The sequence below is a fragment of the Streptomyces sp. NBC_00258 genome (assembly GCF_036182465.1).
GTDB lineage: Bacteria > Actinomycetota > Actinomycetes > Streptomycetales > Streptomycetaceae > Streptomyces.
In genome coordinates this window covers 1,171,378-1,183,748 of sequence record NZ_CP108081.1, presented here as the reverse complement: position 1 = coordinate 1,183,748, position 12,371 = coordinate 1,171,378, and the positions used below count along the sequence as shown (strand labels likewise).

Below are 12,371 nucleotides of genomic sequence, written 5' to 3'. Positions count from 1 at the left end.
CTTTCGCTCGTCGCGCTCGTCGTAGATGGTGCCGACTGGGTGCTGAGCACGTTCACTGGTCGAAACCGGGCGCGACTCGCTCTCACCGCCACCACTGCCCTGATGGCCTTCAACTTCCTCACCGGCCTGAGCATGAGCGGCGACGACTCGGAAACAGGAACCGGGCTCGTCCAGAGCCTGTTCTTCGGCGGCACTCCAGGGCTCCTGATCTGTGCAGCCACCGTATTGATGTTCAGGTGCGTGTGGTGACTGATCGCACGACGGTCAGGCCGCACCGGTACGGCTCGTCGAGATTGCCGTCGGGGAAGAGCCGCGCCAGCGCGGCGTGGTTGGTGTCGAGGAGTTCGGCCCGCTCGATGGGGTCCATGACCGCGAAGTGCGAGTGGGTGCCGAGGTTACGGATGTGCTCTTCGACGGTGATCCGGCGCGACCACGGGATCTCGCGGGTGCACACGTGGACCGGGAACGGGGCGAACAACTCGGCCACGGTTGCCGGGTAGTTGCGAGTGAAGGGCGCGAGTCGGGCATCCTCCGCCGCGACCCATGGGACGCGGACGTCGGCCTGGTTCCACCACAGGGCCAGCGCGCCGTGCGGGCGTAACACGCGCAGCGCTTCGGGGAGGGACTGGGCCGGGTCGGTCCAGTGCCAGGCCTGGGCGTAGGTGATCATGTCGAAGGTGTCGGCGGCGAAGGGGAGGCGGTTCCCCTCGCCCCGCACCAGCGGGATCTTCCGTTCGGCCGCGCGCAGCTCGGCGGCCATGCCGGCGCCCGGCTCCAGGGCGACGACGTGGGCGCCGCGTTCGCGGAGCAGCCGGGTGGCGATGCCGGTGCCGGCCCCGCAATCCAGCACGTCGGCGCCGGCCAGCGGTCGGCCGGCGAGTTCCTCAACGGCGTCGAAGAGGGCCGGCGGATAGTCCGGGCGGGCGGCAGCGTATTGCGTGGCAACGGTGTCGAAGGACAGGGCGCGGGCTTGGTTCGCGTGAGATGCCATGCCCGCGATCTTTCTGGGTGCGGGGAGGAGTTGTCAGCGGTGCGCGGCGGGATCCGCGTCGAGCGCAAGTGATTGACGGGCCCCGAACAAGCCTCATCTTGATGAGCACGTTCATCCTTCGGCCTAGCGGCACAACTGTGGAGCCCGGCTGTCAGTGCCGGGTGCAAGACTGCCCGGCATGATCGAACCGAACGCGAAATCGGACCTTCTCCGATACCTGCAAGAGGTGCGTGATGCCCTGGTGTGGAAGCTCGATGGGCTCTCGGAATACGACGTCCGTCGCCCGCTGACTCCCACGGGCACGAACCTGTTGGGCTTGGTCAAACATGTCGCCGGCGTGGAGCTGGGGTACTTCGGCGACACGTTCGGGCGGCCGTTCTTCGACGAAGAGCCGCCGCCCTGGTGGTATACGGAGGACGCGGAATCCGAATCGGACATGTGGGCCTCTGCGGACGAGTCGCGCGAAGAGATCGTGGGGCTGTATCACCAGGCGTGGGCGCACTCCAACAGTACGATCGCGACGCTGACGCTTGACGCGATCGGTCACGTCCCGTGGTGGCCGGAGGAACGGCGAGAGGTGACGCTGCACCACGTCCTGGTACGCATGATCTCCGAAACCCAGCGGCACGCGGGCCATGCCGACATCGTGCGAGAGCTCATTGACGGATCCGTCGGGTATTCGCAGGGCAAGGACAACATGCCACCAGGTGATCAGGCATGGTGGGAGGGCTACCGGAGCCGTCTGGAGCGTGTGGCGCGGGAAGCCGGCAGCGACTGATCTCATCTCACTCTTCGTCGCCGACCCCTGCGGCAGACGGACACTCCGCCGTGCCACCGCAAGCCCCTGGCTGACGTCAAAACCAGGCCCTGGCACAGATGTTGGGGAGTGGTCGCGGAGCGTAGCAGCGCGTTGGACTGCGAGCATCGGGATGGGTCCGGCAGACGACGATCTGCGCTTCGGCCGCCGATATCCTGCGTGACATGACCAACTCGTATGCGGGCTTTGCCGATGCTGAGGTTGCGATATCTGCGGCACGTGCCGGTGCGGACATGGTGCGCAACCTGTACGGCCAGCGGCTCGCCCGCACCGACAAGGGCGCCGGGGACTTCGCCACCGCCGCCGATGTTGATGCCGAGAAGATGATCCTCAGCGTCATCCACACTGCTCGGCCCGATGATGGTGTGCTTGGCGAAGAAGGCGGACAGCAGGGTGTCGCAGGGGCCGCGCGTCAGTGGTTGGTGGATCCCCTGTGCGGCACGCTGAACTACGCCGTCGGCAACATGCTCGTAGCCGTCAACGTGGCGCTGCGCAGCGGTGCGGCAGCGGTGGCCGACCCGTTCAGCGGCGAGGTCTTCTTCACCGATGGTGAGACCGCCTGGGTACGGCACAAGGGTGACGATGCCCAGCTGGCGCCCACGTCTGCCACCCGACTCGTGGATGTCAATCTGGATCCGCCGTTCCCCAGCGCGCCCGGCTTCCGGGCTGTGAACTTGCTGGCCCAGCACCGATTCGTGGAACGGTTCCGGCCCCGGGTGGTGTCCACGACTCTGGCATTGGCCTGGGTCGCCGCCGGCAAGCGCGCCGCATACGTCACGGATGGCGACGACCTGTCTGGGAGCGTGCACTTCGCCGCCGGCATCGCTCTGTGCCAGGCAGCCGGCTGCGTCGTCACCGGGATCGACGGCGCCCCGATCGGACAGGCAGGCCGCGGACTTGTCGTGGCCGCCGACGGCGAAACCCACCAGCTGCTCATGTCGATGATTCGCAGCTGAAGCTGCGCGACAGATGGAGCAGTTGTGGAGCAGCCGCCGAGGGTTACTGAGCGTGGAGTGTGCGAAGCCGGTGAGGCCGAGCAGTTGGCTGGCGCCAACGGCGTCGATCCAGGCGGGGAGCCTGGCACCGAGGCGGCCGAGGAGTATCTCGCCGCAAGCAGTTTGCTGTACAGCCGGGTGACGCCTGTGCCTCCTGCGGCGACCCGTCGCTGCAAGTAGGACGTGTGGGGATCCAGCCTGCTGGGCCGCGACCGGCTCTCGCGGAAGGTGTCCTGCCAACGCGTCGCGGTCGCATAGCGGAGCACGGTGTTGAGGACCCCAGCCCAGGTGCAGGGCACAGCCGGCACACAACGCGGATCTGCACCAGGCCCACCCAGTCGCCGCGGAGCACGCTCTGCCGGTGCAGAGCAGCGCCGATTCGGCACGGCGAGAGGCACAGTGCACCGTAGCTCGACCGCCGTCCCCAGAGGGCCGGCGCCGAACGCCTTCCGTGGCGCCGCGCGGCCTCGCGGAGTCGAGCGGGCGCCGCCGACTCCGGTACCCGCAGCTCACGCGGCACACCGGATTCGGAGAACCGCGGCCTGCGGCGCCGCGGGCCCGGCAGGTTCCGATCGTGGCGCGGCACGCCGGTGACCTCTTGTGTCTTGCGCACAGTCCCGCCGAAGCAGTTGTGGGGTCGCTGACTATGAACCCACCTCATCCGGACGTAACTTACTCAGCCGTAACTTCGCATCCAACCGATTCCGAGGGAGCCAGCCTTGCGAAAGGAAACAGCGAAACGGAAGAAGAAGCCGCTGGTGATGCTCGGGATGGGGTCCCTCGTGGCGGCGGGGCTCACGGTTCCGGCCTACACCGCCGGAGCATCCGAGCCGACCGCCGACTGTGACGCCGCGGACGACGCGATCTACACTCCGCCGGCCGCCGCCCCCGCCACGCCCGGCCAGGTCGTCTCCTGCCGCCCGACCAAGCTGCCGCACGTGCCGGGCAACATCCCCATGGACGCCTGGAAGGTGCAGTACAGCTCCACGAACAATGCCGGCGGGCCGGTAGCCGTCTCCGGTACGGTCGCGGTGCCGAAGGCCGAGTGGCGGGGTCCGGGGCCGCGCCCGATCGTGGCGTTCAACCCCGGCACGCTGGGCCTCGGCCCCCAGTGCGCCTTCTCCAAGCAACTGGCCGGCGAGTACCAGGACGCGTACGAGGGCGACAACATCTCCGCCGCCCTGAAGGCCGGTTACGCCATCGCCGCCACGGACGGGGCGGGCTATCTGACCGGGCAGACCCACCCGTACGTCTCCGGGCAGGACGCCGGGCACGCACTGCTGGACATCGCCAGGGTCGCGCCCGCCGTACCCGGCAGCGGCCTGGACGGCAAGGCGCCGGTCGGCCTCTGGGGCTACTCGGAAGGAGGCGCGGCCAGCCTCTGGGCGGCGCAGCTGGCGGACTCGTACGCACCCGATGTCAACGTCGTCGCCGACGCCTCCGGAGGTGTCCCCGGTGATCTGAAGGCCGTCGCGAAGGCCCTGGACGGCGGTCCCTTCGCGGGCTTCCTCGCGGACGCCCTGGTCGGCCTGGCGGCCGCGCACCCGCAGATGCCGTTCGACGAAATCATGAACGGCACCGGCAAGGAGGCAATCGAGAAGGCCAAGTCCCTGTGCTTGGTGGGAACCATCGCGAACTTCGCGGGACAGAAGGTCGAGAACTACAGCACGGACCAGCTTTCCCTCGACGGGATTTACGCCCTGGCGGGCGGTGACGGCACCACGTGGGGCGAGGTCGTGGACCGGCAGAAGCTGGGCACACGCATCGGGCCGAGGGGCTCGGGCGCCAAGTACGAAATCGGCTTCCCCGTCATGCAGTACCGCGGGCTGTTCGACGAGGTGATCCCGACCGAGACCGAGGACGCGACCCGGCAGGCGTACTGCTCCGCCCAGGTGCCCACGCGCTGGAAGACCTATCCGGGCGAGCACCTGACCGCCGACAACCAGGCGGTGAATGACGTCGTCGCCTGGCTGGGCGACCGGTTCGCGGGGAAGACGGAATACGGCAACTGCTGATCCTTCCGGCACCGTCCTCTGGCGCTGTCACCTGGCACTCAGGTGACAGCGCCAAGGTGTCTGTCCGCAGACCGTGCCTGTGCGCTGATCGCACAGTACGTTCACCGGCACGTCCAAACGGCGGACGGCGGGCCCTGGGGGCGGAAGGATGGCAGACATGACATTGCCTGCTCTCCCCGAGGAGTCCTTCCAGCGCGTGCTCTGTGTCGTCGCGCACCCTGATGACATGGAGTACGGCACGTCCGCGGCCGTCGCTCGCTGGACCGCGCGCGACATCGAGGTCGGTTATCTGCTGCTCACCCGCGGCGAGGCCGGCATGCCGAACCCTCCTGAGGAGACGGCACGCCTGCGCGTCGCCGAGCAGCAGGCCGCCTGCGCCGTCGTCGGTGTGGAGCACCTGACCGTCCTCGAACATCCGGACGGCGTGCTCGTCTACGGCCTCGACCTGCGCCGGGACATCTGCCGGGAGATCCGTCGGTTCAAGCCCGACGTCGTACTCGGCACTGGTTACGAGCTCGAAACGCCCTACGGCTTCGACCAGGCCGACCATCGCGCGGCCGGGCTCGCGACGCTCGACGCGGTGCGCGACGCGGGGAACCGGTGGGTCTTCCCGGAGCAGGTCGACGATGAGGATCTACAGCCGCACTCCGTGCGCTGGCTCCTCGTCCCCGGCCTCGTCGGCTCCGGTGCGACCCACGGCGTCGAGGTCACGGGCGAGCCGCTGCGTCGCGGCGTGGCCTCGCTCGAGGCGCACGCCGCGTACCTGGCCGCGCTCCCGGGCCACCCCGCCCCCGAGGACTTCATCCCGAAGTTCACCGCGATGAGCGGCAAGGCCATGGGCGTCGAGCACGCCGTCCTGTTCCGCGCTCACGACCTGCAGGCACCACCGGATTTCTTCACCGAAGCCGTGCAGGACTGACTCGGGGGCACTCGTTGACGATGTGCCCGACGTACGACTCACTCCACAGAGCGAACACACTGACCACCTGATCTCAAATTCGTGGAAAATCGGCCGCCAAGGAGCCGTCTGCCGTGAGATTTGGCCACGGAATCTGCGACCAGGAGCCCTCGGGGTACGTCGCGGAGGTTTACCGGATCCGACATGGCGCTGAGACGTGCAGGTCGCGCTTCTACCTCGTTCGCGTGGGAACGCCGACGCGCGGAAGGCCAAGCGGGCGCGCCGGGAACACCGGTCCGGCCGACGCGGTTGCATCGACCGAGGCACCGGCGCCGCACGGGTGGGGAACACGGGGACCACAAGGTCGTCCGCCCCACCAGGATCCGGGCCCGGGGATCGCGGTATGCCCGCCGCGCTACTTGGACCAAGACGTATTTCTGCAGGAGGACTGTTTCATGACTGACCGGCCCTTGACGCTCATGGCAGTACACGCCCACCCCGATGACGAGGCCACCGGAACCGGAGGGGTCCTGGCGCGGTATGCGGCCGAAGGCATTCGCACGGTTCTCGTGACGTGTACCGACGGCGGTTGCGGTGACGGACCGGGCGGTGTCAAGCCGGGTGATCCCGGGCACGATCCGGCGGCGATCGCAGTGATGCGCCGTCAGGAACTTGAGGCGAGCTGTGAGGTCCTGAAGGTCAGCGATCTGGAGATGTTGGACTATGCCGACTCCGGGATGATGGGCTGGCCGAGCAACGACGCCCCCGGATCTTTCTGGCAGACCCCCGTGGAGGAAGGTGCGGCCCGCCTCGCGGAACTCATGCGGCACTACCGACCTGATGTGGTCGTCACCTATGACGAGAACGGCTTCTACGGCCACCCCGACCACATCCAGGCCCACCGCATCACGATGGCGGCGCTGGAGATGACCGCGCTGACACCGAAGGTGTACTGGACCACGATGCCCCGCTCGATGATGCAGCGGTTCGGCGAGATCATGCGCGAGTTTCATGAGGACATGCCGGAGCCGGATCCTGCCGAGGCCGCCGCGATGGCCGAGATCGGCCTCCCCGACGATGAGATCACCACGTGGGTGGACACCACCGGGTTCAGCGGTCAGAAGTTCGACGCGCTGGCCGCGCACGCCAGTCAGGGCGAGAACATCTTCTTCCTCAAGATGGGCAAGGAGAGGTTCGGCGAGCTGATGGGCATGGAGACGTTCGTACGTGTCCAGGACGCCACAGGCGCGGCCACACCCGAGAACGACCTCTTCGCCGGACTGCGCTGACCCGCCCGTCCGACCGGTCGGCAAAGCGCATCGACCGCACGGCGCGTTCGAGCGGGTCACACACCCGGAGGCTTGTCCACGCGAGTTCCGCTCCGGAAGCCCGCGTCCAGGTGCGCGGCAGCCCAGGTCACAAGCCCGGCGGTCTGCTCCGATCAAGACGGACCGCCGGGGAAGCGACACGAAGCCGAGGATCCGATGTCCGACAGGCCGTGAGGCAACGGGAGAAGCAGCAGGTCACGAGGTCAGTCTCCAATCGGGCTCCGTGAGGATGAGTCGGGTTGACGGGGCTGACGGCTTCGGTTCCGACGGGCACACGCGATGGGCATCGTGCGTACTACTTGTTCGGGTCTCGGAAGCGGCCGAGTCCCTTCCTGATGGCGTTCAGTGGTGAGCTGCCCGCCCCGGCCGTCCCCGGCACGGGCGTCCGGGGCGAACCGTCACCGTTGGTGAACTCGGCCAGTGCGGCCTGGGCTGCTTCGGCCGCCTCCCGGTAGAGATCACAGGACTTTGTCATGGCATCGAGTGCTTCGGCGTATTTGATGACCATGCCCTGCGCATGGGCCAGTTCCTCGTCCGGGGTCAACAGGTGCCAGCCCTGGCGCAGTTGCGTCAGGGCCTGCTCGGCGCCCTCGGGCAGGGGGCGCGGCAGCTTGGCGAACTCCTCGATGAGGCCAAGAAGCTCTGTTGGTTCCGAGCCGTCCAGGAAGACACTGTGCACGGTGAAGTGCTCCGCGTCGTAGTCCGGGCTCCGCGGCTGCGTGGGCAGGACGACGGCGCCGCCGCGCGGCATCCGCACATTCAGCGCCCGTTTCATCGCGAAGTCGGCAACCTGAGCCTGCGCCGGCGTGGCCCGGTGCTCAACCACCCGGTGCCGCAGGCTTGGCGGCAGGAACGCGGAGAGCGGCTGCTGTCCCCTGGCGTCGGGCGTCATGGCCTCATGGACCACGACATGGATGTACCAGGTGTTGCGGGAGCAGTCGCGCAGGCGGCGGCGCAGCTCGCTCTCGTCCTCGGGCAGGTGGTTCGCCGCCCGCAGGCGCACTCCCGGTACCAAGTCGTGGTCCCAGGCGATTCGGTCGCTGTCGGGCCAGAACATGGTGGCGGGCGAGGGCCACTGGGGGTTCCATGCCAGTTCTGCCTCAGCGGCCAGGACCCAGGTGATTCCCTCGTTGTCCGCGCGGCGGACCCCATCCTCGTACATGGTCAACTGGGCGCGCACCGTGACGCCGTCGGCCACGCGCCAGCGGGCCTCGAAGAGCCGACGGGCTGACGGTCCGGGTCCGGCGGACTCCTCCCGCGGGTGCAGGACGGTGGAGCGGGCCGCCTCTGCGGGGTCGAGGTCCAGGAAGTCGTCGAGGACCCCAGCTGCCTTGAGGGCGATCAAGTTGCGCCGGACGTCCCGCTCGGGTTCGGGCCCGGGATGGTATCCGCGCGCCAGCCATGCGGTGCCGGGGACGGTCGTCGAAGAGCTGCTGTTCTTGGTCATGGAACCGTTCTGTGGGAGATCAAGGCCCGACCAGTATGGTCCGTGCCGCTGTACCTGTCGCACCGCGCTCCCGGCGCAAGCCGCGAGCAGGCATCTCGTACACTGCTGCCCGCCGGCGTCTCGTCGATGTCCCCCAGGAGGGTCGCTAGGAGGCGAGGTGGCCGCGCGTCGTCCCGATCACCGGCCACGTGGCCACGCCGGAACTCGGGTGACGTCCGGGTTCTCAAGACGGGGAACCTGACCGGTCCGTGAAGACCGGCTCGCACGGTGCCGGCAGACCGACGGCTCGTTCCAGCCTCAGTAGCGTCGACAGCCGTCCTCATCAGATCGTTCTCCTGGGCGGTGGCCCCTTCGTGCGTCGCCTCTTTCGCCCGGTTGAGTCAGCGTCGGATCTCCGTGCGGCTGAGTCCGTCACTGACCGCCTGCTGGAGGGCCGTCATGACGGCTGAGCTGTTCTCCGACGCGATGCCCTGCGCGTCGTTGCCAGTGGCCCGCACTGTTGGGCGGGCCTGCGGCGGCGCTGTCCTGGGCTCCCATACTCCGACGGGCCGCCGCGCGGTACGAAGCCGACGGATCTCTTCGACGCAGGGGCGGTCGGTCCCGAATCGGTGAACTCCACTTCGTGCAGGTCGAACTGAGTTGCTTGAGGCGGAGATCTTCCTCGCTGGTCAGGCCGTCGAGGTGGCGGGGGAGCCGGGCGGTGGCCTGGCGCATGGTGAGAGCTTCGAGAAGGCCGCTCAGCGCGGTCCGGTTCCGTGCAAGGGCTCCAGTTAGCGGCGCACGCTGCGGGCGCTGCCACGGTCTGCCTGGACCCGCCGAACGAGTCCCGGCCTGCTCCGGTCGAAGCCGCCAGGCCGGTCCTGACAAGACCCATCTGAACCCTCCGCTTGACGCATACCCATATCGGAATATGATGGCGTCCATGGCACGAGCAGCGACGACGTCGGACGTCTTCAACGCCATCGCCGAGCCGCAGCGCCGGGACATCTTGACGCTCCTGCGGGCAGGTGAGCGGCCGGTGACCGAGTTGGCCCAGGAGCTGGGGATGTCCCAGCCGGGGGCGTCCAAACACCTGCGGGTGCTCCGGGAGGTCGGGCTGGTGCGGGTCCGCGAGGCGGGCAAGCAGCGCCTGTACGGCCTGGACGCCCGCGGGCTGCGACCGGTCCACGAGTGGACCGGCGGATTCGAGCAGTTCTGGAACGAGAGCTTCGACCGGCTGGACGCATACGTGCAGGACCTCAAGCAGACACGGCAGGAGGAATGACCGATGGCAGCGACAGGACGGGACGCGTCGGCGCAGTCAGCGACGGCCGACCGCGAGATTGTGATCTCCCGGGTCATCGACGCCCCGCAGGAGCTGGTGTTCGAGGCGTTCACCGAGGTGCGGCACCTCTCGCGGTGGTGGGGGCCGGAGGGGTTCACCACCACTACGCGGGCGTTCGAGTTCCACGTCGGTGGGGCATGGGACTTCGTGATGCACGGACCGGACGGGACGGACTACCAGGAGTGGATCTCCTGGACCGTGCTCGCCCCGCCGGAGCGGATCGAGTTTCTCCACGGTGAGTCCCGCGACGACCCGAACGCCTTCGAGTCGGTCCTGACCTTCGAGCCGGACGGTGCGGCGACCCGGATCGAGATGCGCACGGTGTTCCCCACCAAGGAGCTGCGCGACGAGGCGGTCGAGAAGTACCACGCGATCGAGGGCGGTCGGCAGACCCTGAGCAACCTGGCTGTGTACGTTGCCGAGATCGTTCGGAAGGGGGCGGAGGGCTGATGGCCGGGAAGGTGTTCTTCAGCGTGTCGATGTCGCTGGACGGTTTCATCGCTCCCGAGTCTTCCGAGGAATTGATGGGGCAGCAGTGGATGGAGCTCCAGCGGTGGATCTTCCCGCTGCGGTTCTTCCGGGAGAACCTGAAGCTCGGTGAGGGCGGCGAGGAGGGGCGCGACAACGACATCGCGCGGGAGACGTTCGAGCGCACCGGTGCGAGCGTGATGGGCAAGCGCATGTTCGACGCCGGCGAGCAGATGTGGCCGGAGGAGGCGCCGTTCCGTACCCCGGTCTTCGTCGTGACCCACACCAAGCGTGACCCGTGGGAGCGGCCGGGCGGGACCACCTTCCACTTCGTCAACGACGGCATCGAGGCCGCACTCGACCTGGCCCGCGAGGCCGCCGTCGATCGCGACGTCCGCATCGCGGGCGGCGGCGCGACGATCCTGGAGTACGTGAACGCCGGCCTGATCGACGAGTTCTCGATCGCGCTGTCACCCGTGCTGTTCGGCTCCGGGATTCGCCTGTTCGAGGGCGTGGACGCGGGCCGCGTGGCCCTGGAGCAGGTCCGCACGGAGCCCTCCCCGAGGGTGACGCACCTGACCTACACCGTCCGGGAGCGGTAACTGTCCCGAGCTCAGCGCTCTCCCGCCGAGATCAGCTGCCCGCGGACAGCCCGGCCCGCCTTGTGAATGCTCCGGTGGGGCTATGCGGCGGAGTCCGGCAGCAGGAGCCGGGCTAGCCAGGCGGTGCGGGTCCGGCGGGCCGCGGCCGAGATGCGCGCCTGCGGGTACAGGGCGTCGAAGCCGTGGAAGCCGCCCGCCCAGACGTGGAGTTCGGCCTGGCCGCCGGCCGCCCAGATGCGGGTGGCGTAGTCGGTGTCCTCGTCACGGAAGACCTCGGCGGAGCCGGTGTCGATGTACGTCGTCGGCAGGCCGGAGAGATCATCGGCCAGCGCGGGTGAGACGTACTCGGGTATTTCCTGGTCGGTGAGGTCACCGAGGACGGCACGCCATCCGAACTCGTTCATCTCGCGGGTCCACACGCCGGGCCCGCCGGAGTACTGGCGGCTGGAGGTGCTGGTGTTGCGGTGGTCGAGCATGGGGCAGATCAGCATCTGTGCGGCGATCGCCGGGGTGCCGAGGTCGCGGGCCAGCAGGGTGACGCCGGCGGCGAGGCCACCGCCCGCGCTGGCGCCCGCCACGACGATCCGGGAGGGATCGATGCCCAGTTCGGCGGAGTGTTCGGCGACCCACAGCAGTCCCTGGTAGCAGTCGTCGACCAGAGCAGTCCCGGTGGCCTCGGGTGCGAGCCGGTAGTCCACGGAGACCACGACCGTGCCGAACTCGTCGAGCCACTCCAGGGGGATGTCGATCTGCGAGAAGCGGTCACCCATGACCATCCCGCCGCCGTGCATCCAGTAGACGCAGGGTGCGGCGGTGGTGCGATCGGTGTTCGCGGGGCTGAAGACCGACAAGGGGATCGGTGCGCCGTCCTTGGCGGGCACGGTGACTTCGCGCCGGTCGACCTGCCGGTGGGCGAGGAGGGGCTCGACGGGTGTCGACGGGAGCTGGCGCAGTTGCGTGAGTACGTCTGGGCTGAGCTGGGACATGAGGGGCATGTCGGCGAGCAGCTCACGCAGTTCGGGGTCCAAGGCAGGTCGTGCTGTGGTCATGGTCGCGGCCTTTCGGGGGTGGTGGCGGACGGTCGGGTGAGGAGAGGGTCTGCTCGGGAGGCGTCGAGGCAGCAGGGGTCGGGGGATGGGGCGACCGGGGGTCAGAAGGCGGCCTTGCCGCGGACCGGGACGTAGTCGCTGTACTCGGACTCCTTGGCCAGCAGTCCGTCGATCTGCGCCACGATGGCCTGGGCGGCCTCGCCGGCGAAGATCCGGTGGTGGTCCTCCTCGCTGGTCCAGCCCTCGCTGACGTGGACGATGTCGGGGCTGGACGCGGACCGGGAGACGAGGTACACGACGCAGTGCTCGCTTGCCCCGGGGCTGCCCTCGTCCAGGCCGGTCAGCAGCAGGGCGACCAGCTGGTCGCCCTTTCCGGGCCTGGCGGTCAGGGTGGCGTTGAAGCCGTAGTTGGCGATCATGGCTGCCTTCTTCTCGTT

The 12,371-nt window shown here is 68.6% G+C and carries 13 protein-coding genes; 9 read left to right on the top strand and 4 right to left on the bottom strand.

Going from position 1 to position 12,371, the window contains the following annotated elements; translation table 11 throughout:
• The first annotated feature begins 39 nt into the window (after positions 1 to 39).
• The gene (locus OG718_RS05665; RefSeq protein WP_328843462.1) at positions 40 to 249 is read left to right on the top strand and encodes a hypothetical protein; all 210 of its coding nucleotides are present in this window, start codon (positions 40 to 42) and stop codon (positions 247 to 249) included.
• On the opposite strand, the gene OG718_RS05660 is transcribed toward OG718_RS05665, so the two are convergent.
• Positions 233 to 991, bottom strand: coding sequence for a class I SAM-dependent methyltransferase (locus OG718_RS05660; protein WP_328843461.1), 759 nt, complete (start codon positions 989 to 991; stop codon positions 233 to 235). The two genes, OG718_RS05665 and OG718_RS05660, sit on opposite strands and share 17 nt — an antisense overlap.
• A 178-nt stretch (positions 992 to 1,169) precedes the next feature.
• On the opposite strand from OG718_RS05660, the gene OG718_RS05655 reads away from it, so the two are divergent.
• From OG718_RS05655 to OG718_RS05635, 5 genes are all read left to right on the top strand, one after another.
• Positions 1,170 to 1,769, top strand: a complete 600-nt coding sequence (locus OG718_RS05655) for a DinB family protein (RefSeq protein ID WP_328843460.1) — start codon at positions 1,170 to 1,172, stop codon at positions 1,767 to 1,769.
• A gap of 203 nt (positions 1,770 to 1,972) precedes the next feature.
• Positions 1,973 to 2,764 carry an inositol monophosphatase family protein gene (locus OG718_RS05650; protein WP_328843459.1) on the top strand — a complete coding sequence of 264 codons (792 nt, stop codon included), beginning with the start codon at positions 1,973 to 1,975 and terminating at the stop codon, positions 2,762 to 2,764.
• A gap of 800 nt (positions 2,765 to 3,564) precedes the next feature.
• Positions 3,565 to 4,818, top strand: a complete 1,254-nt coding sequence (locus tag OG718_RS05645; protein WP_443055325.1) for a lipase family protein — start codon at positions 3,565 to 3,567, stop codon at positions 4,816 to 4,818.
• Positions 4,819 to 4,975: 157 nt separating this feature from the next.
• Complete coding sequence (locus OG718_RS05640; RefSeq protein WP_328843457.1) at positions 4,976 to 5,737, top strand: PIG-L deacetylase family protein; 762 nt, start codon at positions 4,976 to 4,978, stop codon at positions 5,735 to 5,737.
• A gap of 434 nt (positions 5,738 to 6,171) precedes the next feature.
• The gene (locus OG718_RS05635) at positions 6,172 to 7,005 is read left to right on the top strand and encodes a PIG-L family deacetylase (RefSeq protein ID WP_143644417.1); all 834 of its coding nucleotides are present in this window, start codon (positions 6,172 to 6,174) and stop codon (positions 7,003 to 7,005) included.
• Between the two features lie 334 nt (positions 7,006 to 7,339).
• On the opposite strand, the gene OG718_RS05630 is transcribed toward OG718_RS05635, so the two are convergent.
• Complete coding sequence (locus tag OG718_RS05630; RefSeq protein WP_328843456.1) at positions 7,340 to 8,491, bottom strand: hypothetical protein; 1,152 nt, start codon at positions 8,489 to 8,491, stop codon at positions 7,340 to 7,342.
• Between the two features lie 922 nt (positions 8,492 to 9,413).
• Here OG718_RS05630 and OG718_RS05625 point away from each other — a divergent pair.
• From OG718_RS05625 to OG718_RS05615, 3 genes are read left to right on the top strand one after another with little or no spacing between them, the layout of a single operon-like run.
• Positions 9,414 to 9,755 (top strand): ArsR/SmtB family transcription factor, encoded by a 342-nt coding sequence (locus OG718_RS05625; protein ID WP_328843455.1) that lies wholly within the window; start codon positions 9,414 to 9,416, stop codon positions 9,753 to 9,755.
• A 3-nt stretch (positions 9,756 to 9,758) separates the two neighbouring features.
• A complete protein-coding gene (locus tag OG718_RS05620) occupies positions 9,759 to 10,265 on the top strand; it encodes an SRPBCC family protein (RefSeq protein WP_143644414.1) in 507 nt (168 codons plus the stop codon).
• Positions 10,265 to 10,885, top strand: a complete 621-nt coding sequence (locus tag OG718_RS05615; RefSeq protein ID WP_328843454.1) for a dihydrofolate reductase family protein — start codon at positions 10,265 to 10,267, stop codon at positions 10,883 to 10,885. Before OG718_RS05620 ends, OG718_RS05615 begins: the two co-directional genes overlap by 1 nt.
• A gap of 80 nt (positions 10,886 to 10,965) precedes the next feature.
• On the opposite strand, the gene OG718_RS05610 is transcribed toward OG718_RS05615, so the two are convergent.
• Both OG718_RS05610 and OG718_RS05605 read right to left on the bottom strand, forming a co-directional pair.
• Positions 10,966 to 11,934: an alpha/beta hydrolase gene (locus OG718_RS05610; RefSeq protein ID WP_143644412.1), complete on the bottom strand. Its 969-nt coding sequence runs from the start codon at positions 11,932 to 11,934 to the stop codon at positions 10,966 to 10,968.
• Between the two features lie 101 nt (positions 11,935 to 12,035).
• Positions 12,036 to 12,353: a putative quinol monooxygenase gene (locus OG718_RS05605; protein WP_143644439.1), complete on the bottom strand. Its 318-nt coding sequence runs from the start codon at positions 12,351 to 12,353 to the stop codon at positions 12,036 to 12,038.
• Positions 12,354 to 12,371: the final 18 nt, after the last annotated feature.